The 26373-nt window shown below is 49.2% G+C and carries 21 protein-coding genes; 9 read left to right on the forward strand and 12 right to left on the reverse strand.

What is annotated here, in order from left to right; all coding sequences use genetic code 11:
- Positions 1-65: 65 nt before the first annotated feature.
- The 3 genes from ABD880_RS02315 to ABD880_RS02325 all read right to left on the reverse strand — a co-directional run bounded on the left by ABD880_RS02315 (position 66) and on the right by ABD880_RS02325 (position 5182).
- The gene (locus tag ABD880_RS02315; RefSeq protein ID WP_345161919.1) at positions 66-743 is read right to left on the reverse strand and encodes a hypothetical protein; all 678 of its coding nucleotides are present in this window, start codon (positions 741-743) and stop codon (positions 66-68) included.
- A 75-nt stretch (positions 744-818) separates the two neighbouring features.
- Positions 819-4184: a UvrD-helicase domain-containing protein gene (locus tag ABD880_RS02320; RefSeq protein WP_345161921.1), complete on the reverse strand. Its 3366-nt coding sequence runs from the start codon at positions 4182-4184 to the stop codon at positions 819-821.
- A 479-nt stretch (positions 4185-4663) separates the two neighbouring features.
- Entirely contained in the window at positions 4664-5182 is a 519-nt protein-coding gene (locus ABD880_RS02325; protein ID WP_345161923.1) for a hypothetical protein, read from the reverse strand.
- A 457-nt stretch (positions 5183-5639) separates the two neighbouring features.
- Between ABD880_RS02325 and ABD880_RS02330 the strand changes: the two genes are divergently transcribed.
- Positions 5640-7562: a DEAD/DEAH box helicase gene (locus ABD880_RS02330; RefSeq protein WP_345161925.1), complete on the forward strand. Its 1923-nt coding sequence runs from the start codon at positions 5640-5642 to the stop codon at positions 7560-7562.
- A 903-nt stretch (positions 7563-8465) separates the two neighbouring features.
- Here ABD880_RS02330 and ABD880_RS02335 read toward each other — a convergent pair.
- Together ABD880_RS02335 and ABD880_RS02340 are read right to left on the reverse strand one after the other, a co-directional pair.
- Positions 8466-9713, reverse strand: a complete 1248-nt coding sequence (locus ABD880_RS02335) for a BaiN/RdsA family NAD(P)/FAD-dependent oxidoreductase (RefSeq protein WP_345161927.1) — start codon at positions 9711-9713, stop codon at positions 8466-8468.
- A 71-nt stretch (positions 9714-9784) separates the two neighbouring features.
- Positions 9785-10612: an SDR family oxidoreductase gene (locus tag ABD880_RS02340; protein ID WP_345161929.1), complete on the reverse strand. Its 828-nt coding sequence runs from the start codon at positions 10610-10612 to the stop codon at positions 9785-9787.
- A gap of 66 nt (positions 10613-10678) precedes the next feature.
- Between ABD880_RS02340 and ABD880_RS02345 the strand changes: the two genes are divergently transcribed.
- Positions 10679-12172, forward strand: coding sequence for a phytoene desaturase family protein (locus ABD880_RS02345; RefSeq protein WP_345161931.1), 1494 nt, complete (start codon positions 10679-10681; stop codon positions 12170-12172).
- On the opposite strand, the gene ABD880_RS02350 is transcribed toward ABD880_RS02345, so the two are convergent.
- Positions 12158-14173, reverse strand: coding sequence for a tetratricopeptide repeat-containing sensor histidine kinase (locus tag ABD880_RS02350; protein ID WP_345161933.1), 2016 nt, complete (start codon positions 14171-14173; stop codon positions 12158-12160). The genes ABD880_RS02345 and ABD880_RS02350 overlap by 15 nt on opposite strands.
- Before the next feature lie 277 nt (positions 14174-14450).
- Here ABD880_RS02350 and ABD880_RS02355 point away from each other — a divergent pair, with 277 nt between their 5' ends.
- Entirely contained in the window at positions 14451-15344 is an 894-nt protein-coding gene (locus ABD880_RS02355; RefSeq protein ID WP_345161935.1) for an SDR family oxidoreductase, read from the forward strand.
- Between the two features lie 4 nt (positions 15345-15348).
- Positions 15349-15804, forward strand: coding sequence for a type II toxin-antitoxin system RatA family toxin (locus ABD880_RS02360; protein ID WP_345161937.1), 456 nt, complete (start codon positions 15349-15351; stop codon positions 15802-15804).
- A gap of 58 nt (positions 15805-15862) precedes the next feature.
- Here the strand turns inward: ABD880_RS02360 and ABD880_RS02365 are convergent, their stop codons facing one another.
- A complete protein-coding gene (locus ABD880_RS02365) occupies positions 15863-18148 on the reverse strand; it encodes a S46 family peptidase (protein WP_345161939.1) in 2286 nt (761 codons plus the stop codon).
- Between the two features lie 222 nt (positions 18149-18370).
- Positions 18371-18808 carry a YkvA family protein gene (locus tag ABD880_RS02370; RefSeq protein WP_345161941.1) on the reverse strand — a complete coding sequence of 146 codons (438 nt, stop codon included), beginning with the start codon at positions 18806-18808 and terminating at the stop codon, positions 18371-18373.
- 192 nt (positions 18809-19000) lie between these two features.
- Here ABD880_RS02370 and ABD880_RS02375 point away from each other — a divergent pair, with 192 nt between their 5' ends.
- The 3 genes from ABD880_RS02375 to ABD880_RS02385 all read left to right on the forward strand — a co-directional run bounded on the left by ABD880_RS02375 (position 19001) and on the right by ABD880_RS02385 (position 20895).
- Positions 19001-19321 carry a hypothetical protein gene (locus ABD880_RS02375; RefSeq protein WP_345161943.1) on the forward strand — a complete coding sequence of 107 codons (321 nt, stop codon included), beginning with the start codon at positions 19001-19003 and terminating at the stop codon, positions 19319-19321.
- A gap of 309 nt (positions 19322-19630) precedes the next feature.
- Entirely contained in the window at positions 19631-20290 is a 660-nt protein-coding gene (locus tag ABD880_RS02380; protein WP_345161945.1) for a toxin-antitoxin system YwqK family antitoxin, read from the forward strand.
- An 80-nt stretch (positions 20291-20370) separates the two neighbouring features.
- The gene (locus ABD880_RS02385; RefSeq protein ID WP_345161947.1) at positions 20371-20895 is read left to right on the forward strand and encodes a DinB family protein; all 525 of its coding nucleotides are present in this window, start codon (positions 20371-20373) and stop codon (positions 20893-20895) included.
- A gap of 157 nt (positions 20896-21052) precedes the next feature.
- On the opposite strand, the gene ABD880_RS02390 is transcribed toward ABD880_RS02385, so the two are convergent.
- The gene (locus ABD880_RS02390) at positions 21053-22432 is read right to left on the reverse strand and encodes a PhoH family protein (protein WP_345161949.1); all 1380 of its coding nucleotides are present in this window, start codon (positions 22430-22432) and stop codon (positions 21053-21055) included.
- Positions 22433-22590: 158 nt separating this feature from the next.
- On the opposite strand from ABD880_RS02390, the gene ABD880_RS02395 reads away from it, so the two are divergent.
- Positions 22591-23091 (forward strand): toxin-antitoxin system YwqK family antitoxin, encoded by a 501-nt coding sequence (locus ABD880_RS02395; RefSeq protein ID WP_345161951.1) that lies wholly within the window; start codon positions 22591-22593, stop codon positions 23089-23091.
- 58 nt (positions 23092-23149) lie between these two features.
- Here ABD880_RS02395 and ABD880_RS02400 read toward each other — a convergent pair whose 3' ends face one another.
- From ABD880_RS02400 to ABD880_RS02410, 3 genes are all read right to left on the reverse strand, one after another.
- Positions 23150-23773, reverse strand: coding sequence for an AlbA family DNA-binding domain-containing protein (locus ABD880_RS02400; protein WP_345161953.1), 624 nt, complete (start codon positions 23771-23773; stop codon positions 23150-23152).
- 44 nt (positions 23774-23817) lie between these two features.
- The gene (locus ABD880_RS02405) at positions 23818-24669 is read right to left on the reverse strand and encodes an SDR family oxidoreductase (RefSeq protein ID WP_345161955.1); all 852 of its coding nucleotides are present in this window, start codon (positions 24667-24669) and stop codon (positions 23818-23820) included.
- 152 nt (positions 24670-24821) lie between these two features.
- On the reverse strand, positions 24822-25211 hold the full coding sequence (locus ABD880_RS02410) for a DUF3127 domain-containing protein (protein WP_345161957.1): 390 nt from the start codon (positions 25209-25211) through the stop codon (positions 24822-24824).
- 182 nt (positions 25212-25393) lie between these two features.
- On the opposite strand from ABD880_RS02410, the gene ABD880_RS02415 reads away from it, so the two are divergent.
- Entirely contained in the window at positions 25394-26332 is a 939-nt protein-coding gene (locus ABD880_RS02415; protein ID WP_345161959.1) for an isoaspartyl peptidase/L-asparaginase family protein, read from the forward strand.
- Positions 26333-26373 lie beyond the last annotated feature (41 nt).

Raw genomic sequence — 26373 nt, forward strand, 5'->3', positions numbered from 1 at the left:
TTGTTTTCTGGAAAAGAGGCAAAAAGCGATAATCAGCATAAGCGTCTTAATATTCTGCTGCTGATTTACTTACAGTTTTTATACTTTATGTAAGCTGGTTGTGATTGACGAATTAGGCTAAAGTCTAAATCTTCATCATCAGATAGCAATTCCTCTAATCTGACTTTTAAACCGAAATCTTCAGTAATTGGATTAGAGTTCACTGTTTCTAAAACTGCCTGTAATTCTCCCTGCAAGGCTTTGTTAGCCTTGTTATCGTAAACATTGCTACAATAAAATTTAGATGGGGCAACTACATGCGCAAACGTTTTAAGGTCTAATTCTTTATTCCTATAAAGTGTATGCGCTTCATTTATTACCATAATATACTCCTCTATGCAAATAGGATAAAGGAGCTTCACAATATCAAAATTGAATCCTTCATCTTTGGTAATGTCTGTTGCTTTTAGGATTTGGAGAAGGGAGGAAGAGTAGTTTTCAGGTTTGGCAAGCAATGAAGGTGCCTCCTGACTGAAAGATTTCTTCCAGATTAAAAAGTCTGTCTCTGGATCTGTTTTGAAGTTCCTTGCTGACTTTCTTATTCTCATCACTTTCTTTTCAGCTTTTAAAAAGAGCGCCAACGTTTCTTTATAGCCAATTTGGGCTTCTGAATTTGAAGAGCCTACATTGCCAGTTCCTTGTGCAGAACTAGAACTACTCAGAGTAAGTAAACAAATAATGAAAACCCAGAAATGTGATTTCATGTTTAGAAGCGTCAATTTCATATTGTTAAATGTAGCCCGTTTTTGCCTGTTTTCTGGAAAAGAAGCAAAAAACGATTACTCCACTACTTCCCCTAAATACTCCCATTCGTCCACGCGCTCTTCTTCAAAATAATAAACCACGCAGGAGATTTTGCTGAAGACCAATTCCCGGAACAGGGCCGCGTAAGAGTTAAGGTTGTCCACGTATTCTTGCTTGGCTGGCGGTAGCTTGTAGTCAATGAGCGTCACGTCCCCGGACTCCCCGAACACGATGCGGTCGGGTTTGTAGCGGTTGGTGCGCACGTCCAGCACTTCGCGCTCGTTCTCCACGCTCATGCTCCGGCTGAAGTAGCGTTCCATCTGTGGGTGGTGGAGCACGTGGTCTACCAGTTGGGTAAGCGTAGTTAATTCGCGCTGGGAGATAATGCCTTGTTTTACTAACTGCCTTAGGGCCTTGGGTGCTTCATCTGCATAGGAAATCAAGGCTAGGGCGTAGTGCAGTTTGCGGTTCCAGCGGCGGTGTTCCTGCTGGGTCTCAAAGTCGAAGACGTTGTTGGCATGCTGTTTCAGTTTCAGGTTCTGAGCCCAGTCCGCGGAGGTAAATTTGTCCAGCACGTACACGTCTTCTGAGATGGGGATGTGGTGCACCGCCTGTTGCGCTCCTCTGGACAACTGGTAGCAGTATTGGCCGTCCTGCCATAGGTCTTTGTTTTGCAGGAACTTGTGTAGCCAATAGCTTACGTTCTTTTGGTTTCCGCCTTTGGTAAAATCCTGGGCCTTGGCAATGAGGTACAAGCGGTCCACGGGCCGGGTGAGGGCCACGTAGAGCATGTTCAGGTTCTCAATAAAAGTCTTCTCCAGCTTTTGGGCGTACTGTTCCTGCAAAGCAGTCTGCTCTAATTTCTTGTTCAGGGTCACCACGGCGGTTCGCAGTTTGCTGTCGCCGGCTACGCTGGCCGGGAGCGTGCCCCAGAGCAGGGAAGAGGTCTGCGGCTCAAGGCTCCAGTCACAGAACGGTACTATCACCACGGGGTAATCCAGACCCTTGGCCTTGTGGATGCTGGTGATGGTGATGGCATCGCGGTCTTTGGGCGTGTTGATGCTTAGGTGCTCTTTGTGCAGGTCCCAGTACTCCAGAAAGTTGTTAAGGTTGTTGCTGTTCTTGAGCGTGTACTCCAAGACCAAATCCAGGAACCGGAACAGGTACTCGCACTCGTTATTCTTGCCTAGTAGGTCAAAAACGCGGATCAGCTTTTCGGTGAGCTCATAGATGGACAGGTTGCCGGCGTCGCGGTAGGCAATGTCAAAGCCCTGCTCTTGTAAAAACTGGAAGAACGGGTCAATGCTGGGGTGCGTGGCCAGCCAGGCAATTTTGTTGGTGGTCACGTTGTTGGGCAGTTCCTGGTGCACTACTTTGTAGACCAAGTACAGTGCTTGCGAACGCGCCAATCCGTTGGCCGGTTGGTTGAGCAACCTGAAGAAGGAAATAATCAAATTGATGACCTCGGCGAACTGCAAGGACAGCGAATCTTGGGAGATAATGTCATATTTCTTCTGCTTCAGGAAGTTGGCCACCAGCTTGCTGTTGCGGTTGGTACGGCTTAAGATGGCAATGTCCCGCGGCGCATAACCTTCCGCTTGGGCCTGTCGCACCATTTGCAACACCAGCTGCAAGGTGCTTTCCTGGTAGGAGAGGAGGTCCTCTGGCGCGTAGCCATCATAGATTTCCTCGGTTTGCCGGCAGGCTTCTAAATCAAATTGCAAAGGCTGAACGTCATCTTTAGTGAACAACACCTGCAAATGCGCCTGGCCCGTAGTTTTTCCCGCTGGTAATTCCTGTTTAAAGCTTTCGTCATAGATGGCCTGCAATAATTGGAATTGCGGATTGGCCTGGCTAATAAACCAGAACAGCTCATTGTTGAAGGTGATGATTTCGGGGGCACTGCGGTAGTTGATAGCCAATCGCTCCGGAGAAATGGTCCAGTTGAGGGTGTCATAGCGCGGGGCCACGTTCTCCTCAAATCGGGAGTTCTCATACAGGTGGTGCGTCTGTTTGCGGTGCAGGTGCAGAATCTGCTCCATTTCGCCGCCGCGCCAACCGTAAATGGCCTGCTTGGCGTCACCCACCACCATGTTAAACCCGCCGCCGCTCAAGGCATTCTCCACCAAAGGCAACAGGTTGTTCCATTGCAACACCGAAGTGTCCTGAAACTCATCAATCAAGATGTGCTGGTACCGTTCACCCAACCGCTCATAGATGAAAGGAATAGGCTCCTGCAGGACAATCTCTGTGATACGCTTGTTAAACTCTGAGATGTGCACCAGGTTCTTGTCTAGCTTAATCTCCTGAATGCAACGCTCCAGCTCACTCAACACGCTCAGCTTGTATAAGTGGGGGAGCATGGAAGAGATGAGGATATGGTTTTGCGTTTCGCGCTCCTTCAGTTCCTCTATGCCGCGGTACAGTTCAGACAGTCTGCCTTTAATTTGGTCCAGGCTGACCTTAGCGCCGGTGCTGGCCTTACCGCTGGTCCATTTGTCTTCGTTGACGGTTTTGGTAGCGTTGCTGTTAGATGAAGTGATATCAAAAGCTACGTTCCATTTCCTGAAGTAGGAGAAGATGCCATTCTTGCCATAGGACATTTCCTCGGGCTGAATGTTATGGGTCTGAATGAGGTCAGTGGCTTCCTGGGCCAAGGCCTGAATCTGCTTTTCTACGCCTTGTTTCTGGGTGTATAAGTCACTGCGTATCTTCTTGAAATCCTGAAGAGTAAGCGTACCTATGTCAAGTAGATGTTCATAGGTCTGCTCATTCAGCAAATGTCGGGCAAACTCGGCTAATTCTTCCGGCAAGTTATTCCAGCTTTTACCTTCTTCGGCTTTCTCCAGGGCGTATTGTTGGAGGGTTTCGGCGAGAAGCTTATTGTCCTGATGGGTGTTTACTTTGTTCAGGAGCAGGCTCACGGCGGTGCTCAGAAGCGTCTGCGCGTCCATGTCCACTTCAAAGTTGTGGGGTAGTTTAAGCTCAGTGGTAAAGGCACTCACCACCCGGTTCACGAAGGAGTCAATGGTGCTCACGGCAAACTCTGAGTAATGGAACAGCAAATGGTCAAACACCTGCGCCGCCCGGCTTCGCAGCGTCTCTTCGGTTAAAGTAGGCTGGTCGTATTCTTTCTGTATATCACGTAATATGTCAAGTAGAAGTGCATCACTTTTTGCTTTGTCTTTTTCAGATAGGGTGGCATCATTGAAACTGCGCAGGGCGCCCAAGATGCGGGTCTTCATTTCTTGGGCCGCGTCATTGGTGAACGTGATGGCCAGGATGTTCTTATAGTAAGAAACGTCCTCACTCTGTAAGGCCAACTTCAAATATTCCTTGGTGAGCTGGTAGGTCTTGCCAGAGCCGGCAGAAGAAGAGTATATTTTAAAAGTGGCAGGCACGGATTTAATTAAGAATTAATAATTAGGAATTAAGAATTGGTGGGGCTCAAAAGCAAATGAACAAGAAGCAATCAGCAATTGACGATCAGCAATGAATAACATTCACTCATACTCTCAATCATTCAGTCACTCATTTTCTGGCTGTTTTAGCGAAAATAGGCAAAAAACGGATAGGGCGGGTTGAGTTAATTATAACTTTCAGGAAATGAACAGGGTAGGGGAGGGGGCAATAGGAAAAGGCCAGGTGGTGGATGCCTAAACATCTTTACCCCTGGCCTTTGTAATAGCCTGGAATGGCTATTGTCCGTCCTTTTTAAATGCAGCTGCAGTGACCAGCTAAATCCACAAGAGTACAATAGGATATGGATTCATAGAAGGGAAATTAACGAGTCATTAAAAAGAACGGTAGAGAGACAATTTATTTACATTAAAATCTTTACAGCTTGCCAGCTAGTGGTTTACCACCATTAAGAGATAGATTAGACGGCCTTTCTTAAGCTTTCTGTCATGCCAAACTCAGAATGACCCAGCGTGACCACAATCCGGGCCAACTGTTTGGTGAGTTTACAACTCAAGAAGGTTTGCTTTTCAATAGGATGCAGTTCGGCAGAGTCTACCACCAAAAAATCATTGAGCTCAATGAGTTCATCAAAAGAATTCTTGAGCCGGGTTACAGAGCGGTCATAGTTAGGGTCATCGTCCAGGGCCATAACTTCGCCAATAACATAACTGTACCGTAACCGGGCTTCCATGATGTAGCGGCACAGCTTGCCAATGTTACCGGGTTCCAGGTCAGAGACCAAGGCCAGGAACAGTTGCTTTTTGTGAGAGAAATCGTCCACAAAAGAATTGGATGCACTAAAAGGCATCGTTTTTAGGTGACACCCCTGCACCATCTTGTCCCGCAAAATCTGGGAGTACGCCTTGAACGCCAGAGAGCCATACGCAATGAGATGGACCTCTCTATCATTCTTTGAGATAGAAGTGAAGTGGAACATTAGTCCGTTAGAAATGTTTCTGCAGCCGCTCTTAATTCAGCCTCAATGCGGGTCGTTGCTACGCGTGAGCAAGACAAGTGGGTTTTGTTGTCTGCTGTGGAATGCTCCTTAAGGGTTATGTATAGATACGATTCTAAATATTCAAAGTCAAGTAAAGTCTATAAAATTCTTTAAATTATACCATAAAAATTTTAAATTCTTGTTTATGTATAAAAATGTATACCTCTTGTCTCAAGTGCAGGGACCAAGTCCCTGAATAGAAGTATATTAGGAACTGGCTATTTTTTTGCGTACCTTTGCCCCACAATACACGCCGAGACTCCGTTTGGTCTCATTTTTTGGCAGAACGCACTTCTCAAGCACTCCTCTATGCGGTTTCTCCGCAACGAAATCTTGATAAATGACGAATACCCTAGGGCAGGTGTATTGTCTTTATATATCACACTATCAATAATTAATGGAAAGAATTAAATTCCAGGAGCTTTCGCTATCGGAAGAGATGCAACGTGCTATCGTTGACTTAGGCTATGAAGAAGCCTCTCCTATTCAAACTGCCGCCATCCCTGTGTTGCTGGAAGGCCGCGACGTGATTGGCCAGGCGCAGACTGGTACCGGCAAAACCGCCGCTTTCGCCATCCCTACCATTGAAGGCATTGACCCTAACAACCGCGAGGTACAGGCGTTGATTCTTTGCCCAACGCGTGAGTTGGCTATTCAGGTGGCTGAAGAGATTCTAAAACTTTGTAAATACAAAAAAGGCATCAGCGTAGTGCCTATCTATGGTGGTCAGCCCTATGACCGTCAGTTACGCGCCCTTAAGCAAGGGGTACAGATCGTGATCGGGACGCCTGGTCGTGTGATGGATCACATTGAAAGAGGAACCCTTAGACTAGAGACCACCAAAACCATCATCCTAGATGAGGCTGATGAGATGTTGGACATGGGCTTTAGAGAAGATATTGAGTTTGTTCTAACCAAGATGCCAGAAACCCGCCAGACGGTGTTCTTCTCGGCAACCATGAGCAAGCCTATCATGGAGCTTACGCGCAAGTACCAGACCAATCCAGAGATTGTAAAGGTGACGCACAAAGAGCTGACCGTGACCAACATTGAGCAGGTTTATTTTGAAGTGCGCAGCAGCGGTAAGATGGAGGTAACCACTCGTCTTATTGACATGTACAACTTCAAGGTGGTGATCATCTTCTGTAACACCAAGCGTATGGTGGACGAGTTGGTGAGCAACCTACAGGCCCGCGGCTATTTTGCCGATGGTTTGCACGGTGACTTGAACCAGAACCAGCGTACCAACGTGATGAACAAGTTCAAAGCGGGTACTTTGGAGATTCTAGTAGCCACAGACGTTGCCGCCCGCGGTATTGACGTGGACAACGTAGAAGCGGTAATTAATTATGACTTGCCACAAGACGAAGAAAACTATGTTCACCGTATTGGCCGTACAGGCCGTGCCGGTAAATCTGGTAAGGCTTTCTCTTACGTAGCAGGACGTGACCTTTATAAGCTGCGTGACATTGAGCGCTTCACCAAAGCCAAGATTGTTCGTCAGCCGGTGCCTACGTATGAAGACGTAGCCGAAGTACGTACTACCTTGGTTTTGGACCAGGTGAAAGAAGTAATTGAGAAAGGCGGCCTTGCTAAGCATGTTGTGAAGGTAGAGCGCCTCATTGCCCAAGACTTCAACACCCTTGACATTGCAGCTGCTTTGTTGAAGCTGTTAATGAAAGACACCAAAACCAAAGAGAAAGGCGCCGAAGCCAATGAAACCAAAGGCGGCCCTAAACCAGGTTTTGACCGTCTGTTCATCACCTTGGGCAAGAAAGACCGTCTGCACCCTAAGGACTTGGTAGACATCATGACCGACAATACCAGCATCCCTGGTAACAAGGTAGGTGATATTGACCTGTATGACCGTTTCTCTTTTGTAGAAGTGCCTTCTGAGTACACGCAAGAGATCTTGGAAAGACTGGGCATGACGGAGATCAACGGCATGACCGTTAAATTCCAGAAGGCTGAGAAGAAAACCATGGACCCTGCTGAAGGCGGCCGTGAGTTGCAAGAGCTAGAGGATCGTCCTAGAAAATTCTATGACAAGCCTTTTGGTGGCGGCGGCGGTGACCGTGGCGGCAGCAGAGGTGGCTTTGGTGGAGACCGCGGTGGTTACGGCGGTGGAAACAGAGGCGGTGGAGATCGTGGAGGCAGCAGAGGCGGCTTCGGCGGTGGAGACCGTGACCGTGGCGGCGATAGAGGTGGCTCACGTGGTGGCGACAGAGGTGGAAGCCGCTTTGGTGGTGGAGACCGTGATCGTGACCGCGGTGGAAACAGCGGCGGAGGCTTCCGTGAAAGGAAAAGAAGAGATTTCTAAAATATTTTCATAAATACTGTAACCCTAGCCTAAAGCCTTCCGTTTAAATGAGGGACAGAGCTTAAAAGTTAATAAAGGGTTTAGTATCTGTTTTAAAATAATGGCCGCACCTAGAATGCGGCCATTATTTTTTTGTCCCTACCTAAGCGTTTTTTGCATGATTTCTGAGAAATAGCGTGAAAACGGTTTCAGTTTTATTTAATAGTTTATGTACCAGGTTAGCTTCTGACTCCTGCTTGAGCTTTAATCAAGATCAAAGACTACCGTTCAAATTACAAGTTTTTTAATGCGAGATTCCGAACTCGTTTGTGAAGGGGGATGACCGAATAGTACTGAATCTTGTGTCAATTAGGCTCAATGCCATTGATCTAGCCCGTAGTTATAGAGGTTATCATCAACGATCCAGTCTACGGTTTAAGTTGCTCTGTCCCCCTTTGAAGGGGGTAGGGGGATGACTACTATAGCTGATTAATAAAGGTTTAGATTTTACCTCCCAACGCCGTTCTTCCAAGTTCCCTCTGTTATTACTTTCTGCCCGCGTTTGTCACTTTTCTCCTTGATGAGAAAAGTAATCAAAAGAATCAAGAAGAAAAGAAACTCGCTTCCGATCAGACAGTCTTTTCTTCAGACTCAGCACCTGGCTGAAGCTATCTGTTTAAAAGTCCGCTTACGCCTCTGCCATATGCCAAGTTTAACTCGGTCCCTTCTCATGCTCCGGGCGCACAGCCAAGGCTGCCCTGCGAAAGGTCGGTCGGCGGGCCTTAAGGTGGAAGATGCGTTGCAATGCCTTAATTGCCCTGCGGGCGGGAAAGACAAGGTTGAGGTTCAAATAGTTGATTTATTGAAGAACTTCCCTTATTAGGGATTAGTACACATTAACTCTTAACTCTTAACTCTTAACTCTTAACTCTTAACTCTTTCCGCCATAGCCTTACCAGCCAGATAACCACCGGTCCAGGCTGCCTGGAAGTTGAATCCTCCGGTAATGCCGTCAATGTCTACTATTTCGCCGGCGAAGTGCAGTCCAGGGTGTAGTCTGCTTTCCATTCGTTCTAGGTGCAGTTCCTCTAGCTTAATGCCGCCGCAGGTTACAAATTCTTCTTTGAAGGTGGTTTTGCCTTTTACGGAAAATGGAGTGCGCACCAGGAGCTCAATCAACTTGCTTTGGGCCTTGCCAGGCAGCTCTGCCCACTTGACGTCTTCAGGCACTTCAGCTAGTTCACAGAGCCGCTGCCAAAGCCTGGAAGGCAAGGCAAACAAGGCATTGGTGCTAACCGTTTTGCGGGGCGATAGCGTTCTTTGCTGTTGCACAAGTTGGCGTACTTGTTCTTCAGGGCTGTCAGGGACCCAATTCACCAAGGCAGTGCCAGCATAGTGCAATCCAAACAATACTTTAGCGCCCCACGCCGAGAACCGTAACACGGCGGGACCACTCAAGCCCCAATGCGTGATGAGCAAAGGACCTTCGGTTTCCAGCTTTTGACCGGTCAGCTTCACTTTGGCTTTTGGTACAGCAACGCCTTGCAAGTCTTTAAAGGGAGAGCCGGGAACATTAAGCGTGAACAAAGAGGGGATGGGGGGCTCTATGGAATGACCCAAGTCCTGCAGCCACTGGTAACTCTCGGGCTTAGGACTGCCACCGGTAGACACCAAAACCTTGGCGGCTGACATTGTCTCGCCATTGGTTAATTGTAACGTAAAGCGTTCTGCACCAGTAGTGTTTTCGTTTATTTGGAGGGAGGAGACGCCAAGCCCGGTCCTAATTTCTACCCCGGCCTTGCGCGCCGCCGCCAAAAGGCAGTCTATGATGGTTTCAGAAGAATTGGACTCAGGAAACATGCGTCCATCTTGCTCCGTCTTCAAGGCCACCCCGCGTTGAGCAAACCATTGAATGGTGTCGGTGGCACTGAAAAGCGGCAATAATTTCTTTAAGGCCTTGTGCCCTCTGGGGTAGTGCTGGGCAAACTGCGAAGGCTGGAAACAGGCATGCGTCACGTTGCATCTTCCGCCTCCCGAAACCCTGACCTTTGAAAGCAGCTTGGTGGTTTTCTCAAGCAGAATAACATGCACGTCTGGATTGGCCTCTGCGCAGGTTATCGCTCCAAAAAAACCGGCGGCCCCGCCCCCAATCACTACTACTTTCTCACGCATCTGTTTTTGGCCTGTTTCTACAAAAATAGGCAAAAAACGACAGTGAACCGGGGCAGACTTTACCAGTGCCGTTAAAACTCCGAAGACCTAAGGCATTCTAAAAGATTTGGGAAGACAAAGAAATAGCCAAGCTCACGACCAAGTAAATCGCTATTGATGACCTTATACTGGCTGAGATCTTCCTCCAAGAATTGCGGCGGAGCCAGGTCTAACTGTTGAGTGGCCAGCGTGTAAAATTCTTCCCGGGTAGGATGGGTAGGGGCGCAGGCATTAAACGTAAATCCCCATTTCTCTTGATGGATTATCGCTTTTAAAAGCCCAATGCAATCCTGTAAGTGAATCATGTTGACGGGACCATTGGGCTGGGGAAGGTTCTGTCTGCCGGCCAGGAACTTGCCTGGGTGTCTGGACCCACCCATTAATCCGCCAAAGCGCACGATAGTCGCCTGCTGCGACTTGGCTTTCTGCACCCAATACTCGCAGCGCAACAGTTGTGCATCTGATGTAGGAGACGGTAGTGCGTCCTGTTCTATTACTTCCCGGTTAAGCTCTGCATACACGGATGTGGAGGACACGAATAGGAGGTTGGAGGTAGGGTTAGGCAACGAATCTATTAATAGCCGAATGGTCTTTTCATAATCCCCGGCTTCTGGGGCAGTGCGCCTGGGAGGCAGGTTAATGATTATTATCTCTGCGTCAAGCAAATCTTCTAAAATCGTTTTTGGGCTGTTTTCTGGAAAAGACACCAAAAACGGTTCAATGCCGGCTTGCTGCAAAAGCTCCAGTTTGTCCGGAGTGGTGGTAGAGCCTTTCACCGAATAACCTTCCTGGACCAAGGCTTTCGCCAAGGGTAATCCCAGCCAGCCGCAGCCTATGACACTTATCTTTTTCTTAGCCATGCTGCAAAGTACGCAGACAGCAGAGAGGTTCGCAACAAAATGGAGTGGTTCCTGTTCCTAGCAGATATGGAAAAGGTACAAGTGGCCGTGGTAGGGTCTGGATTTGGGGCGTTGACGGCGGCGGCGCTCCTGGCCAAGGCAGGGTTGCAGGTAAGCGTGCTGGAGATGAACAAATACCCGGGCGGCTGTGCCTCTACGTACAAGCGCAAAGGCTATTGGTTTGAAACCGGGGCCACCACCTTGGTAGGTTTGGATGAAGACATGCCTTTAAAGTATCTGTTGGACGTAACCGGTATAGACGTATCTCCTCTAAGATTGAAGGTCCCTATGCAGGTACGCCTAACAGATGGCACGTACATTACACGTTACAATGATTTGGAGGACTGGATTCAAGAAGCTGAGCGGGTCTTTGGTCAACAAGGACAGCGGCCTTTCTGGGAAACCTGTTTTGCCATCAGTCAAAAAGTTTGGCGCACGTCTCTGCGGCAATTGAGTTTTCCCTTCAGTTCCTTCTCTGATTTGGGTTCGGCTATCAAGAATTTTAAGTGGGAGCAATTGGGCCTCATTCCCTTGGCGTTTCAGTCCCTGACACGCCTGTTAGCTAAGCATAACTTAATAGAAAATCATCGGTTTATAGAGTTCCTAGATCAGCAGTTGCTCATCACGGCACAGAACAAGCACCAAGACGTGAATGTATTGTTTGGAGCCACGGCCCTTTGCTACACGCTCTATGGCAACTACTACGTGCCAGGCGGATTGCGGCAATTGGCTCTGGCCACCGTGCGCAGTTTAGAGCAAAATGGAGCGCGGCTGCTCTACAAGCACCAGGTAAATTCCATTCAGAGTCAGCAAAATGGCACGTACTTGTTATCTACTTCAAAGGGAGATATGGAAGCAGAGTTTGTAGTGGCGGGCTTGCCCTTAAATAATGTGGCGCGTCTTTTTAAGGACCAAAGCATACAGCAATCGGTACAAAACTATGTCATGCAATCTGACAAAGTGAATAGCGCCTTAACCTGGAGCATCGCGTTTGAGCGGACAGGTTCAGAGAAGCAGGTGCTGCACCATCAGGTACATGTGCCAGGAGGGGTGCCGTTTGTAGGGAGTGAAAGCATCTTCATCAGTCTTAGCCATCCTTTAGATGACCAGCGGGCCCCAGCAGGTATCTGCCTGGCGGCGGTAAGCACGCACGTTCCGCATCCGGCGGCAAATTATATTGACAAGAAAGAAGAGTTAGAACAGTGGGTGGTACAGTTTCTGGCCCAACAAGGATTTCTGATGCCTGACAAGGTGCTGTATGTCCAGGCCGCCACGCCAGGAGCCTGGATTAAATGGACTGGCCGGGAATGGGGTCAGGTGGGGGGGTATCCGCAGTATTTGTCCATCAAGCCTTGGCAGATGAAAGACGCCCGGCTGGACGGTAAAAAAGCCTATGTCTGCGGAGACACCGTCTACCCGGGCCAGGGAATTCCGGGCGTTTGCCTGGGCGGTATTATAGCAGCGCAGAAACTCTTAAGGGACCACTTTCCGGCTAAGGTCAGCTTGTTACGCCAGCGCTAGTCTTTTGCTTTTAGGAGTAGCCTCTGTTTCTAAGACCTCTGTTCTTAAGGGGATGGTGAAATGGAACTGACTGCCTTGACCTACCTGGCTTTCTACCCAGATGGTGCCGCCGTTCTTTTCAATAAACTCTTTGCAGAGCATCAGGCCCAGGCCATTCCCTTTCTCATTGGCCGTTCCCGACTCTTTGTAATGGTTAGGGCCAAACAATTTCAGTTGGTTTTCTGGGCTTATGCCTTTGCCCGTGTCTTTGACCGACACTTGCACCAGGTCTTGCCCAGTGACCGTGGCCGTCACTTCCACCAGGTCTTCTTCCTGGCAGAACTTGATGGCATTGGATATCAAGTTTCTAAACACCAGCTTGAGGGTCTCTGTGTCTGCCTGCGCCCAAACCTCTCCTGAGATATTGTTTTCTAGTTGAATGCCTTTCTTAGCCGCTTGCGGCATTAAGAGCTTAAGGTTCTGGTCTACCAACTGCTGCAAGTGCACAGGTTTGTTTTCTAGCTGCATGCCCTTCATTTGTATTTTAGCCCACATGAGTAGGTTGTCTAGCAGGCCAAGGGTATTTTGTTGTTGGACGTTTAAGTCTTGTATAAAGCGGTCCATCTTCTCTGGGGGCAGGTTACCCATGGAGATGATCTGCAAAAGCGATTGAAGCGAAATCAAAGGACCTCTCAGGTCATGCGCTACAATAGAAAAGAGGCGGTCTTTTACCTGGTTCAGGTTTTCTAGTTGTTCTTTCTGGCTCTGCAGTAAACCAGATTGCACCACCAGAGCATTGGCCTGCTCCTGAATACTGGCATTCTTCTCCAGAATCAATTGATTGTAAGAAGATAGCTGTTTGTTGATTTTATGCACCCGGTTGCGGCCTCTAAAGAATACCACCGCCAAAGAACCAATCAGAAACAGGAGGATGCCAATAGTGTACTGCGTTTTAGACTTCTGGGCCAGCTTCTCTGAGTGTAGCTCATGCTCCACCTTTAAACGTTTAATTTCAATGGCGCTTTTATCTGTTTCATATTTAGCGTTCACCTCTGCTAGCGCCTGGGCTTGAATCTGAGATCTTAAAGAATCCTGGGTGCTGGTGTACAGGGTTAGGTACTCATGGGCCTTCTGGTACTCTTTCTTGGCCATGAATATTTTATTTAACAGGTGCGCACTTTCTTTAATCCCTTCTGGCGAAGGGATTTTTTTAGAGATGGCCAGCGCCTGTAAGGCATACGCCTGCGCCTCTCTGAGCTTTCCCTTTTTCAAATGCAGGTTGGCCAGAGAACGTACCACGTACATCTCATTTACCTTGTTGCGGGTCTGGATGCTGTAGGCTAAGGCTTTGTTCAGATGGAAAAAAGATTGGGACTCGTTCTCCATGGCCAGGTACACATTGCCTATGTTGAAGTGGTCAATGGCCAGTTCATAAGGATCGTTGGCTGCCTGGTTCATGGCATTGACCTGTATGTAATAGACCAGCGCCGTGTCATATTTCTTCTCCAGCTCGTAAACGGTCCCCAGATTACTGAGCGTGGTGCTGATGACGTTCTTTTTACCCGTCTTTTCCCCAATGCTCAACGCCTTCCGGAAATACGTCCTTGCCAGGTCAAATTGATTCTGATCCCTGAGCAGATTGCCCAGGTTGTTGTAGCTGCTGCCCAGCCCAATGGAGTCTTTCAGGTTTTCGCGCAGCTTAAGTGATTTTCTGGCAAACTCAGTGGCTTTAGGAAGGTTGTTGAGCCAGTAATAGGCCACGCTGGTGTTGTTATAGGCGGTGGCCAGCAACTTCTGAAAGCCCTGGTCTTTGCAGAAGGCCGCCGCCTTAAGCCCATACGCTACCGAGAGGGATGGATCAATCTCCCAGTAGTGTTGGGTAATGGTGTTTAGAAGTTCAGCTTTCTCTTGGGGGGCAGAGACGTTCTTCAAATCCTGGAGCAATTGCTGGGTATCTCTCCCTTTTGCCAGGCCAATGGTAGTGTACAATAAGAGCACTACCACCAAAAGAAAGTTTCTCATATGTGGTAATAACACTGGTAAAGTTAGGAGATAATTTCAATTTTCAATAGTATGCAAGCGGATTACCACTGCCATTTTAAATTATATTTTTCTTAAAACAGAAAGAGCCGGCCATGCTGGTATTTTTGACGCTTTTTGAAAGAGGCTAGGGCTATTAGAAAGTTAAAATCTTGATCACCAGCTAGACACCAACATGTAAGATGGCAGAATAGTCTATTATAAGGAGTAAGAGCATAAAGAAGATTCGTTACTAGTTTGTATTAACAAAACCATATCTATGAGCCAATACACAGAACCAATGCTGCGCGACGGCGCCTTGCAGGGAAAAACAATAATTGTCACCGGTGGCGGTACAGGCTTGGGCCGCTCCATGGGGACTTATTTCTTAAAGCTAGGCACCAACCTGGTCATCACCAGTCGTAAGTTAGAAGTGCTGGAGAAAACTGCGGCAGAGATGATGCAGGAAACCGGCGGGCAGGTGCTGGCCGTGGCCTGTGACGTACGCAAGCCGCTAGAAGTAGAAGCCATGCTCCAAGCCACCCTAGACCGGTTTGGGGGTGTGCATGGCTTGCTCAACAATGCGGCTGGTAATTTCATAAGCCCCACTGAACGCCTCAGCCCCAAAGCCTTTGACGTGATTGTGGACATTGTTTTAAAAGGAAGCTACAACTGTACGCTCACGCTGGGCAAGCACTGGATAGGGCAGAAGCAAGCCGGTACCATCTTAAACATAGTCACCACCTATGCCTGGACGGGCTCTGGCTACGTAGTACCCTCTGCCACAGCAAAGGCTGGCGTACTGGCCATGACGCGCTCACTGGCCTCTGAATGGGCTAAATACGGCATTAGGTCCAACGCCATAGCGCCGGGCCCGTTCCCCACCGAGGGGGCCTGGAGCCGGTTGTTCCCAGACGCGCTGGCAGAGAAACTGGATCCTTTAAAGCGCATTCCTCTCAAACGCTACGGTGAGCACCAGGAACTAGCCAACCTGGCCGCCTACCTTATGTCAGACTATTCGGCGTACGTGAACGGGGAGGTGATTACAATTGATGGCGGCGAATGGCTGTACGGTGGCGGGGAGTTCAATAATCTAGACCAGGTGCCGCAAGAGATGTGGGATGTGGTAGAGCAGATGGTTAGGGGCAAGAAGCCTTCAGAGGGAAAAGAGTAAGGCCATGCCCACCCTAGAAGATTCCATTGTCATAAAGGCAACGCAAGAGGAGCTGTTTTGGCTTTCTCAGGATTACAGCAAGCGGCTGGCTTGGGATAAGTACCTGCGCGTGGCTGAATTAAAGCACGGTCTCTGCAAAGCGGGAAAAGGAGTGGAGGCCTATTGTGAAAGCAAGAAGGGCATTGGCATGACCGTGCGCTATGTAAGCTTTAATCCTCCGCAGCAGGTGGCCATGGAAATGACGGAGGGGCCCTGGGTGTTTAAGAAGTTCTCAGGCAGTTGGCGGTTCAAAGAAGAGGCAGAAGGCCAGACCAGGGTGTTCTTCAGGTACAACTACCAGGCAAAGGCCGGAGCCTTGGCTGGCTTGGTCCTCAACCCCGTATTGACCTGGCTCCTGCGCACTGACATCAAAAACCGGCTGCACTATTTTAAAGCAGCAGCAGAAGGCAAAATGCCGTAAATGAAAAAAGCCCGAAGCGTTTCCGGGCTTTTTTCATGAAAAGAGGCCAAAATCGGCTTTATTCCTCCTGCTTGGTTTTTTTCTTGGTTTTGAAGATGTTGTCTTTGTGACGGGCCTCTACAGGTTCCTTCCTGGGGACGGGCGCGGCATCCGCCTTAGGATAGATCACGTTCATTTCTTGCACCAAATGACCTGCGCCGGCAAACTTGTCAATAATGAACAGCAGGTAGTTCATGTTGAGCGAGATGTTGCGCACGCGTTCTGGGTCATACATGATGTCAGACATGGTGCCCTCCCAGTTGCGGTCAAAGTTAAGCCCTATCAGTTCACCGCGACCGTTGATCACCGGAGACCCGGAGTTGCCGCCGGTGGTATGGTTGGAGGCAATGAAAGCCACTGGCATCTTGCCGTTCAAGGCATACAGGCCATAGTCTCTGGTTACATGCAGCTCGCGCAGACGCTTAGGAATCTTGTAGTCCGGCACCTCAGTCATGTCAGCTTTTTCAATAAGCCCCTCTAGCGTGGTATAGTAGTCATAGGTCACGTCCTCGGTGGGTTTGTAGCCTTCTACCTGGCCGTAAGAGATGCGCAGGGTGGAGTTGGCGTCTGGGTAGAACTTCTTGTCTTTCTGCATCTCACGCAGGCCTTGCAGGTACAGGCGGTTCAACAAGGTGTTCTGCTCCGTGAGTTGGTTGAAAACCGGCAGAATGTCTGTGTAATAGACCGTGTTAAAGCTCTGCAATAAATTGATGGCTGGGTCTGCCAATAGCTTGGTTTTAATGGCATTGGGCGACATTTTGAGCAAGGCGGTCACTTTCTCCAGAGACACCAGGTTAGAGGGTCCGTACACTTTGTCCGCATAGCCGGCCCAGGTAAACTTCTTGCCTTCCATGGCCTTGGTCAGGGCCACGGGCTGGTACTTGTCTGCAATGTCTATGGCGTACATCTCTAGCAAAGAGGCAAACACTTTCTTGTCGGTGGCTTGGCTGTAGTTCTTGAAGTAGGCAGGTGCCGCTTCTAATAATGCCTGGATATAGGCCTGAATGTCTGCCTTCTGCTGCTCTGTCTGGTTGCCTTTCTGGATGAGCTCTGCCAGGTCAAGGTAAGACTGGGCGTAGCTTAACAATTCAATGCCCAGCGCGGCTTCCTGGTAATAATCACGGGTAAGGGTAATGTCATTGGCCAGGATGGTGTAATTCTGGTCAAAGTGGGGCAGAACGTGGCCATAGGTGCTCTTGCGCCCGGTTTCTTGAGATACCCACTGCGCAAACTGCTTTTCAAGGTCTTTCTTCTTGGCCACGGCGTCCAGTTTCTTGAGCCCGCGCATCTCACCAATCCACTTCTTATGTGAATTGCTTACGCTGGCATATTTAGCCGCGTACTGGATTCTGATCTTAGGGTCAGCCAGCATTTCTTGCTCCAACAGGTGCAGGCGCATGGTTCTGATCTTGATTTTGGCAGGGTCTGAGATGTCTACTATCTCACTCACCGCCTGTGACGGCAGGTATTCTGTGGTACGCCCCGGAAACCCGAACACCAAGGTAAAATCACCCGGCTTGATGCCCGCCAAAGAAATAGGCAAATGGTGCTTGGGTGTGTAGGGCTTGTTGTTGGGAGAGTAGTCAGCGGGCTTGTTGTCTGGTCCTGCGTATATCCTGAAGATGGAGAAGTCGCCGGTATGGCGGGGCCACATCCAGTTGTCCGTGTCTCCGCCAAACTTGCCAATGCTTTCAGGCGGGGCACCTACCAGCCTGATGTCCCTGAACGTCTCCGTGATGTACATGTAATACTCCGTGCCATAGAAAAACGGACGAATGATGGCCCCATAGTGCGTGCCATTGGTGGCGCCATACTGCACTTTTTTGATGTTGGCTGTTACGCGCTGTTCCCGCTCGGCCTCTGTTAGGTTGCCCGGAATATCGCCTAAGATCAGTTTGGTCACGTCTTCCATGCGCACAATGAACGTGGCGGTAAGGCCTGGATTGGGTTTTTCCTGATCTTTGCTCATGGCCCAGAAGCCGTTGGTGAGGTAGTCGTTCTCAACGGTGCTGTGGGACTGTATCTGGCCGTAGCCGCAGTGGTGGTTGGTCAACAGCAGGCCTTGGTTAGAGATGACTTCACCTGTGCAACCGCTGCCAAACTGTACTACCGCGTCTTTTAAACTAGATTTATTGATAGAGTAGATATCCTCCGCTGAAAGGCGCATACCCTTCTTCTGCATGTCAGACTCATTGAGTTGCTTGAGCAACATAGGCAGCCACATCCCCTCATCTGGCCGCGCCCAGGCGCTAAGAGAACTCAGCCCCAGCAGCAAGGCCAAGGCTAGTTGTTTGCAATTAGTCATTTTAAGGTGTTTTGTCTCTGCAAAGGTACTAATAATGATGCGTTAGCCTGTAGATATTAGCGGGTTTTAGCATCTGAACGGCAAATGAAATGCAATTTGTATGCCACCAAACGCATAAAAGCCGTTTTTGCCCTGTTTTCTGAAAAACAGGGCAAAAACGGCTTTGTTTAAGTAGGCGCACCCTTAAAGAAGGCAGCCTGTTGTAAGGTAATTAAACAAGGATTACGAGTGCCCGATGGCCACAGAGCCTTCTTCCCAGACCTGGAATTTTTGCAGCTCCTCCTGAAACGCAGTGATAAACCAGGCCATTAAGCTCAAGTCATCTGCAAAGCCCAGGATGGGAATGAAATCTGGGATGATGTCCAATGGCGTCACCACGTACAGCAACACGGCCACGCCTAACAACAGGGACTTGGTGTTGATGTCGCGGTAGGTGCCGTTCATGTACGCTTTGACCAACCGCATGAAGCGCATCATGATGCCTTTAATCTGCTCAAAGCCGCTTTCATTGCTCTTAGCCGTAGTCAGTTTCTCATATGCAGAGGTGAGCAGAATGCCTATTTTAACGGGCTTGCCCATTAATCCGGTGGCTTTGCCTAGTATGTACTTAAAGAAAACGTTTTTAGATAATTTAAATCCTTTATCGGCTAGAGTGCTCATATGGCTAGGGTTATTAGTTCAACAAATAATCTGCGTGATATACGGGCAAGGGAGAGGCTTGGATATCACGCAGCCTTCGTTTTTGCCCTGGTTCCGGTAAAACAAGGCAAAAACGAACATGCTTGGCTCTTTCCCAGATTCCTTGTACCTTTCTTTAGTCTACCCATTATCCGAATGTAAAACCAAGGATTTATGAAACGTCTAAGTATTCTTATGGGATGTATGCTATTCGCGTTAACAGGCTTTTCTCAGGAGATTGGGGAATCTCCAACAGGAGTTGGGCAGGCAATGCACCAAGACGATGGAATAAAGCTGGGTGGTTTCCAGAAAGCTGCGCCTGCAGTGAGTGTGCAGCCACTTGTTTTGGGTGTGGTGATGCAGGACCAGCCTGCAGATGTCTCACAACTGCTTACTATGCCTGTCTTAAAACCTGACCTTGCCATCCAATACCAGCTGCTGGTACATGTGCCAGATACTACGGTGCTCCACCAATTGCGTGTAAAGAAGCCTTAAAGCCAATCCTTGAATTCTTGCACAGCTCCTTCTATTCTACCTCAATCTTTAGTACTCATGAAAAACTCTTACGCGCTAGTTTTCTTTACCTTATGCGTTTTAACGTTCATTTCTATATTCTTCATTTACAGAAGTAATGACCACTTGGAATGTGAGACGAAGATTACCAAGACAGTCACTGGCCTGGGCAATGAAGTTACGACCAACCAACACATCTGCAAAGAGCGGTATGCGTTTTAAGGACATCCTTTGACCGAATAACAAAGAGCGAAAAAGTGCCTCCTAGATTTCATTTTTAAATTTACCTATATGAAAAGTCATGCAGTATTGGTTCTGACGTGTTGCTTGATTTTTGTTTCTTCAGGCACTCAGGCACAAATAAAAACCTGGCCCTTGCTTAACCTGTTTTTCAAAAATCAGTTTGATAAAAATGGCAATCACCACGGGCGTTGGGTTTTTACCACCGATGCAGTAGGGGATAATGAAAGCATGGTATCCAAAGGCCGATATAAGCATGGTTTAATGATAGGGCAATGGAAAACATTTGACGCTAACAGAAAGCTTAGAAAGGTGGAAAAGAGCCTGCTAGTGGATAGCACTAGCCTCATAGAAACCTCTGAGTTTTTTCAAAATGGCCAGTTGAAGAAGCAAGGTATTGCCGTGTTGGATAAGTCCGGGCCCTCCCCAAGATTTTACTTAAAGGGAGAATGGACCTATTTCTTGGAAAATGGGACGCCAGACAAGAAGGTGCTGTATGAAAACGGTTGGGGCGTTATGACAACTTATGCTGACGGTAAGGTGATCAAATCCCCAGCTCCTCCTGTCGTTCTTCCCAAAAAACCTCAAAATCAAAGCAATACTAGGAGTGGAGTAAAAATGATCAGAAAGGGTAATGAGATCATCACCATCCAGTACAAGGAGAATGGTGATAGCACAGTGCAGATTACGCCTGTTAAACCATTGAACTGAGCCTATTTTACAAAGGAATTTGATTGAATTTGTGAAAAACGTTTACTCTTACGTACTTTCCATCATCTTATAATATACCCATGATCCCCAAGCCACAGCCTACAGAGTACCCTGCGTACTATGAAAAATACATCAATGCCATTTCTGACCAAACCAATGTTTTGGATTTGTTGAAGGCCCAACAGCAAGAGGTGGTACAGTTATTTGCCCGCGTGAGCGAGAGCGAAGCGAACTTTGCCTATGAGCCAGGCAAATGGTCCATCAAAGAACTGCTGGGCCATATGAATGATACAGAGCGCATCATGGCTTACCGGGCCTTGTGCTTTGCCAGAGGCGAGCAACAGCCGCTACCGGGCTTTGATGAGAACGACTATGTGGTACATGCTAACTTCTCAGAGCGCACCTTGAATGATCTGGTAGACGAGCATTTTACCATCAGAGCAGCCTCTGTGTCTCTTTTCAAGTCGCTTACTCCAGAGGCTTTGGCAAGAATAGGCAACGCCAACGGCAATCCCATGACCGTGGCTGCCCTTGCCTTTATCATTGCCGGTCATGAGCGCCACCACCTCAACATCTTAAAAGAACGCTATCTGGCTAAGTTGTAATTGATTGCTAATTGTTAATTGCTAATTGTTTTAAGGAATTAGCTGATTTTTATTAGATGCAGAAGTCCGTTTTTTAGCTGTTTTCTAGAAAACAGCTAAAAAACGGACTTCTTTATTTTAAATGAACAATAAGCAATCAATATTAAGCAATCGGCAATTACAATAACTCATTAGCCAGGTTGGCTAGTTCTGAGCGTTCGCCGCGCTGTAGGGTGATGTGGGCGTAGAGTTTGTGGTTCTTGGCTTTGTCTATCAAATAAGAGAGGCCGTTGCTTTGGGTGTCCAAGTAGGGGGTGTCAATCTGGTAGATGTCTCCTGTGAAGATGATTTTAGTGTTTTCGCCGGCGCGAGAGATGATGGTCTTGATTTCATGCGGCGTCAGGTTCTGGGCCTCGTCCACAATGAAGATGATGTTGGAGAGACTCCTGCCCCTAATATAAGCCAGCGGCGTGATGACTAGGCGGTCATCATCCACCATCTGTTTGATGCGGTTGGCTTCTTTGCTATGATCCGGGAACTGGTTTTGGATGAATTTGAGGTTGTCCCAGAGCGGTTCCATGTAAGGGCCAATCTTGGAGTTGGCATCGCCGGGTAAAAAGCCCAGGTCCCGGTTGCCCAGCGGCACGATGGGGCGTGCCAGGTAAATCTGGTTGTACGTTTGGCGCTGTTCCAGGGCCCCGGCCAGGGCTAGTAAGGTCTTACCCGTGCCCGCCACGCCTTGTATGGTGATGAGCTTGATGTCTGGGTGCAGGATGGCGTGCAGCGCGAAGGTCTGCTCCGCGTTCCGGGGTTTAATTCCTACGGCCACCTGCTTGTCTACCCGTTCCAAAACTCTTTCTTCTGGATTGTAATAAGCTAAGGCAGATGATTTTAGGCTGCGTAATATAAAGTAATGGTTGTCTGAGGGTGGGTTGGGCATGGCGTCCTCAATAGGGCACATGCCTTCATCGTATAATTTAGAAATAACCGTCTGCGAGATGTTCTCCACCAAGTCATTGCCGCGGTATAGATTGGTGACGTTCTGAATTTTGCCGGTCTCATAATCCTCAGCGGCCAGGTTCAGGGCCCGGGCTTTCAAGCGCAGATTGATGTCCTTGGTCACCAGTGCCACCTTGTAATCGGGCATCTCATGCTGAAGCAGGAGCGTGGCGTTGAGGATCTTGTGGTCGGCTTTGTTGTCGTTAAAGATCTTTTCAGCGTCCAGCGGCGAGCCATGGCTCATGAGCACTTTGAACCGGCCCTTGTTGGACCCGTTCAGCGGTATCCAGGTCTGCAGCATGTGCTCATTGGAGAGTTCGTCAATGAACCTAATGAACTCGCGGGCCTCAAAGTTTTTGATGTCGTTGCCTTTTTTGAAGTTGTCCAGCTCCTCTAGCACCGTGATGGGTATGGCCACGTCATGTTCGCCAAAATGCTCCACGGCGCTGTGGTCATATAAAATCACTGAGGTGTCTAACACAAACACCTTCTTTACCTTATGCGGAATACCCTCAACGGGGGCACTGGCACGCTTGCGGGGACTGGCAGGTTTCTTCATGACGAATGGGTTAGTGGCTCATACCTTTAAGGTACAAACAATTATGACAGAAGTTACCGTTTACAGGTTAAGATTTGGTAAAGGTTAGCGACTTGGGGACTGGCGCAAATCGTTCCCGATTCTTACCTTAGACCCTTAAATGCAAAGACCCTAGCTTTATGCGCATGAATAAATCCTTGGCTTTGGTTCTGATCTTGGTTACGGCCATGGCGCTGATAGGCCAACCCTTGACGCAGGCGCAGGTATGGCCCTGGAAATGGAACCAGGTAGACAAGGACGGAAACCGGCACGGCCGCTGGCGGGTGTTTTATGAGCACAAGCCCACCCAGGTCATGTCGCAGGGGCGGTACCAGCACGGCAAAGACCATGGCACCTGGAAGACCTTTGCCGAGACGGGTAAGCTGGAACGGTTAGAGAAATATGAGCGCCAGGGGCAGCGCATCCAAACTACCTTCTACTATCCCAACGGGAAAATATCGCACAGAGGAACGGCCTACTTGTTTGAACAGGACAGCCTGCTCATGTACAAATGGCACGGCGACTGGCAGTACTATGACTCTACGGGCGCCTGGGTAGGGTGGAAGGCCTTTCACCGCGGCAAGGCGCTGTCAGAAAAACCCATCAAGACCAAGATGAACCTCAACCCATCCAGGTTATAAGCAGCCGTTTTTTGCATCTTTTCTAGAAAACAGCCCGAAAACGAGCAAGTGGCATGAATTAGCTTAAGGTAAAGTAGGGCACTTTCTCTTTGTCATGCATGCGTACTTTGCCTTGCAGCGTAAGGTCTACCAGAATGCGCTGCACGCGCCGCCGGGACAGGTTGGCCATTTGGGTGAACTGCTTGATGGTGAGTTTGCGGTGCTTGGCCAGCAACTCTAACACCTTTGACTCCTGGTAATTCAACACCTCGGCAATGCTTTCCTGTAAAGGTTCTAACTGCATGGACTTCTCTACCAGTTGGCTGGTCTGCACGCTCTCATCGCCCACGCGCACGTAGCCGCGCCAGTCGTCTTCCTTGACTTTGGCCAGATGGGGTTTCTGTTGGCTTTCTGGGATGATGACCTTTAGGACGGTGCCCTGTTCCATCTCAATCTCTTGATAGCGCACGTGCACCGGTGGTTGGCAGTAAAAATGGATGGCTTCCTCCAGGGTGTGTTTCTCTTCTTCGGGGTCTACGCCGCAGACGGTGCCATCATCTTGCACGCCTACCAGAATCTGCCCGCCATGCGCATTGGCGAAGGACACAAGGGTGCGGGCAATGCGGTTGGCGTGGGTGATGGTCTTTTTAAATTCCAGCGTCTCGCCCTCGCCCTGAAATATGAGAAGATACAGATCATGCATGCAAGCGGCTTTTTGCGTTTTTGGCCTCTTTTCTGGAAAACAGGCTAAAAACCGGTTTGTTCCTCGCTCAGCTCCCAAAGCCGGCGGGCGGTGTGCGCGTTGTAGGTGCCCATGGCAGACTTAATCTGCTTTTTGTCTTTATAGTACTTGCCGCTAACCTTCTCTACTAAAGGCGAGGTGGCCAGGAAAACGGGCGTCTCTGCGCCTTTCTGGCTGGAGCGCATAAACAACCTGCCCATCCACAGCATGGCGCGCACAAACCTGCTGCTAGACTTGCCAAAGTTGGTAGCCACCACGCCCGGGTGCACGCAGTTGACAGACAGGTTGGTGAATTCTGTGCGCTTGGCCAGCTCATAGGTAAACAAGATATTAGCCAACTTAGAGTCTGCGTAAGCGGTAATGGCACTGTAATGCTTGGGATTGCCCAACTGCCCAAAGTCAATCTGCCCCAGGCGGTGCGCCTCTGAAGTGAGGTTGATGATGCGGGCCTGCGGGGCGGCCAGCAGGTTGTCCATGAGCAGGTTGGTGAGCAGGAACGGCGCCAGGTGGTTGGTAACCCAGGCTAGTTCCAGTCCTTCCTTAGACGTACTCATGAGCCCTGGTATGATGCCCGCGTTGTTGATGAGCACGTCAATGGCCGGGTAATGTTCCTTGAGCTCCTGGGCCAGGGACCGCACCATCTCCAATTCAGACAAATCTGCCAGGTGCAGCTTGAGCCGGGCATTGGGCACGGTGGCCGTAATGGCGTCCATGGCTTGCTGGGCGCGGCCCTCATGGCGGCACACCATCACCACCGTGGCGCCGGTCTGGGCCAGGGCCTCTGCGGTGGCCTTGCCTATGCCTGAGCTGGCGCCCGTCACCACCATCACTTTCCCTGAATTGTCTTGCTGTGTCATGTTGTTGAACCTTGCCCGCTTGGGCAGAATACTGCCACTACGTAAATTATTGGAGGCTGGCTGTAATTATTTACGAAATAGGAGGATTTCTGATGGTAAACAAAAAATGCGGCCTTTATGGGGCCGCATTCTGTTATTGAAAAGGACTTTCCTTAGAAAGGAAGGTCGTTGTCCATGTCATCGCTGATGAATGAGTTGGCTTTGGCTGGCTCTTGTGCGAAAGCCGGGCGTCCGCCACCGCCGTTCTGCGCTGGGGCTGGGGCACCTGCGTGCTCAACTCTCCAGGCCTGCAAGTTGGTGAAGTACATGGTGGTCCCGTTTTTGGTGAACGGCTTGCCGCTTAGGTTAAACGCCACTTTCACTTCGTCGCCGGTTTTATAGTTGTCTAGAATGGAGCACTTGTCTTGGGTAAGCTGAAACTTAGCATATTGCGTGTAAGAGCCATCCGGAATTTCAAGAACGAATTCACGCTTACGGAATTTTTCGCTCACTTGGGTTTCGTCAAAGATCTCGTGTAATCTTCCTTGAACATCAAAAGACATAGGTGATAATTTTATAAGATTAGTAAAGTAACTCAGTTACAAATATACAAAGATTAGAGGGTTAAGATTCCACCTAAGACATATAAATTTGCGAGTCCGTCAAGACCATTTAACCCGTTTTTAGACCTTTTGCGATTGTATTTGCGTAAGCCTTACAGACTTAAAAACACTGCGCTTCTTTTATGGAGAATACCTTTGCCCTAGCCCTGCACGGCGGTGCCGGCACCATTACCCGTGAACTGCTTACCCCTGAGCTGGATACTGCCTACAGAACTGCCCTACAAGATGCCTTGACGGTGGGTCACCGGTTGCTCAGTCAGGGCTGCTCTGCCCTGGAAGCCGTGGAGGCCACCGTGGTTTCTTTGGAGGACCATGCCTTGTTTAATGCCGGTAGAGGGTCTGTCTTTAATAAGCGCGGCCGCCATGAGATGGACGCGTCCATCATGTGCGGCAAGACCCTGGCGGCCGGAGCCGTGGCGGGGGTAAGGAACGTGCGAAATCCCATTCAGCTGGCTACGCAGGTGCTGCGCCACTCAGACCACGTGTTTTTGTGCATGCAGGGCGCTGAGGAGTTTGCCCGCAAGCAAGGGCTGGCCTTTGAGCCAGATGAGTACTTTTACACCCAGCACCGGTATGAGCAATGGCAGCAGTTACGCGACTCAGACGTGTACATGCTGGACCATACCGAAGACTTCAAAGACAAGAAATTTGGGACCGTGGGCGCCGTGGCCCTGGACAAAGCCGGCAACCTGGCCGCTGCCACCTCAACTGGCGGCATGACCAACAAGAACTTCAACCGCATAGGGGACACCCCCGTGATAGGCGCCGGTACCTATGCCAACAACAACACCTGCGCCATTTCCTGCACCGGCCACGGCGAGTTCTTTATAAGAGCCGTGGTAGCCTATGACATTTCCTGCCTCATGGAATACAAAGGCCTCAGCCTTACGCAAGCCGCAGACATTGTGGTGCATGACAAACTGGTGCGCTTGGGCGGCGAAGGCGGCTTGATAGGCGTCTCGGCGAGTGGAGAAATCACCATGCCTTTCAACTCAGAAGGGATGTACCGGGCATCTTGGGTAAGTGGCAAAGCGCCGGTGGTGGCCATTTACAAGGACTAATTCGTTTTTGGCCTCTTTTCCAGAAATCAGGCCAAAAACGG

It is taken from the genome of Nibribacter koreensis, assembly GCF_039541795.1.
Taxonomy (GTDB): Bacteria; Bacteroidota; Bacteroidia; order Cytophagales; family Hymenobacteraceae; genus Nibribacter; species Nibribacter koreensis.

Coding starts and splice junctions, on each gene's coding strand:
- ABD880_RS02315 (WP_345161919.1), bottom strand. CDS start 743: ATGAAATCACATTTCTGGGTTTTCATTATTTGTTTACTTACTCTGAGT.
- ABD880_RS02325 (WP_345161923.1), bottom strand. CDS start 5,182: ATGTTCCACTTCACTTCTATCTCAAAGAATGATAGAGAGGTCCATCTC.
- ABD880_RS02330 (WP_345161925.1), top strand. CDS start 5,640: ATGGAAAGAATTAAATTCCAGGAGCTTTCGCTATCGGAAGAGATGCAA.
- ABD880_RS02335 (WP_345161927.1), bottom strand. CDS start 9,713: ATGCGTGAGAAAGTAGTAGTGATTGGGGGCGGGGCCGCCGGTTTTTTT.
- ABD880_RS02340 (WP_345161929.1), bottom strand. CDS start 10,612: ATGGCTAAGAAAAAGATAAGTGTCATAGGCTGCGGCTGGCTGGGATTA.
- ABD880_RS02345 (WP_345161931.1), top strand. CDS start 10,679: ATGGAAAAGGTACAAGTGGCCGTGGTAGGGTCTGGATTTGGGGCGTTG.
- ABD880_RS02350 (WP_345161933.1), bottom strand. CDS start 14,173: ATGAGAAACTTTCTTTTGGTGGTAGTGCTCTTATTGTACACTACCATT.
- ABD880_RS02355 (WP_345161935.1), top strand. CDS start 14,451: ATGAGCCAATACACAGAACCAATGCTGCGCGACGGCGCCTTGCAGGGA.
- ABD880_RS02360 (WP_345161937.1), top strand. CDS start 15,349: ATGCCCACCCTAGAAGATTCCATTGTCATAAAGGCAACGCAAGAGGAG.
- ABD880_RS02365 (WP_345161939.1), bottom strand. CDS start 18,148: ATGACTAATTGCAAACAACTAGCCTTGGCCTTGCTGCTGGGGCTGAGT.
- ABD880_RS02370 (WP_345161941.1), bottom strand. CDS start 18,808: ATGAGCACTCTAGCCGATAAAGGATTTAAATTATCTAAAAACGTTTTC.
- ABD880_RS02375 (WP_345161943.1), top strand. CDS start 19,001: ATGAAACGTCTAAGTATTCTTATGGGATGTATGCTATTCGCGTTAACA.
- ABD880_RS02380 (WP_345161945.1), top strand. CDS start 19,631: ATGAAAAGTCATGCAGTATTGGTTCTGACGTGTTGCTTGATTTTTGTT.
- ABD880_RS02385 (WP_345161947.1), top strand. CDS start 20,371: ATGATCCCCAAGCCACAGCCTACAGAGTACCCTGCGTACTATGAAAAA.
- ABD880_RS02390 (WP_345161949.1), bottom strand. CDS start 22,432: ATGAAGAAACCTGCCAGTCCCCGCAAGCGTGCCAGTGCCCCCGTTGAG.
- ABD880_RS02395 (WP_345161951.1), top strand. CDS start 22,591: ATGCGCATGAATAAATCCTTGGCTTTGGTTCTGATCTTGGTTACGGCC.
- ABD880_RS02400 (WP_345161953.1), bottom strand. CDS start 23,773: ATGCATGATCTGTATCTTCTCATATTTCAGGGCGAGGGCGAGACGCTG.
- ABD880_RS02405 (WP_345161955.1), bottom strand. CDS start 24,669: ATGACACAGCAAGACAATTCAGGGAAAGTGATGGTGGTGACGGGCGCC.
- ABD880_RS02410 (WP_345161957.1), bottom strand. CDS start 25,211: ATGTCTTTTGATGTTCAAGGAAGATTACACGAGATCTTTGACGAAACC.
- ABD880_RS02415 (WP_345161959.1), top strand. CDS start 25,394: ATGGAGAATACCTTTGCCCTAGCCCTGCACGGCGGTGCCGGCACCATT.